This window comes from Erythrobacter donghaensis, assembly GCF_001557325.1.
In the GTDB taxonomy this organism is placed as follows: domain Bacteria; phylum Pseudomonadota; class Alphaproteobacteria; order Sphingomonadales; family Sphingomonadaceae; genus Erythrobacter; species Erythrobacter donghaensis_B.
Window position 1 is genome coordinate 1 of sequence record NZ_LSJS01000083.1, and the last position, 362, is coordinate 362.

1 protein-coding gene is annotated in these 362 nt (G+C 66.6%); it reads right to left on the minus strand.

What is annotated here, in order from left to right; all coding sequences use genetic code 11:
* Window positions 1-362, minus strand: a 362-nt coding sequence (locus AX692_RS04285; protein ID WP_419470593.1) for a hypothetical protein, incomplete at both ends; no start/stop codon positions are given.

The window sequence follows — 362 nt, forward strand, 5'->3', positions numbered from 1 at the left end:
GTGTAGTCGGTGTCCGAGCAGATCAGGTTGTTGTTTTCATCGTAAACATAAAGGTCGAGGTCGGTGTCGCCGTCCCCAACAACCGCAAGCCGAGCCGGCTCACCGCCGCGGAAGGGAATGGTGTACCAGTCATTGGTGCGAGCATCGACACGGTCCACATGCCGGGCCGGTCCGCCGACACGGCCCTTCGACTGGCGCTGCGCGGTGCGCTCGATGCGGGCGAGGAGCTCGTTGTCGCCGCGCGCGAGGGTCCGAGCTTCGGCAAACAGCGTATCAGCAGTGGCGCGAGCGCGCTCGGCCTTCGCCGCCGTGTCACCAGCTGGTGCGCCACCGGCAGGCTCGCTCATCTTCTCGCGCGGGGT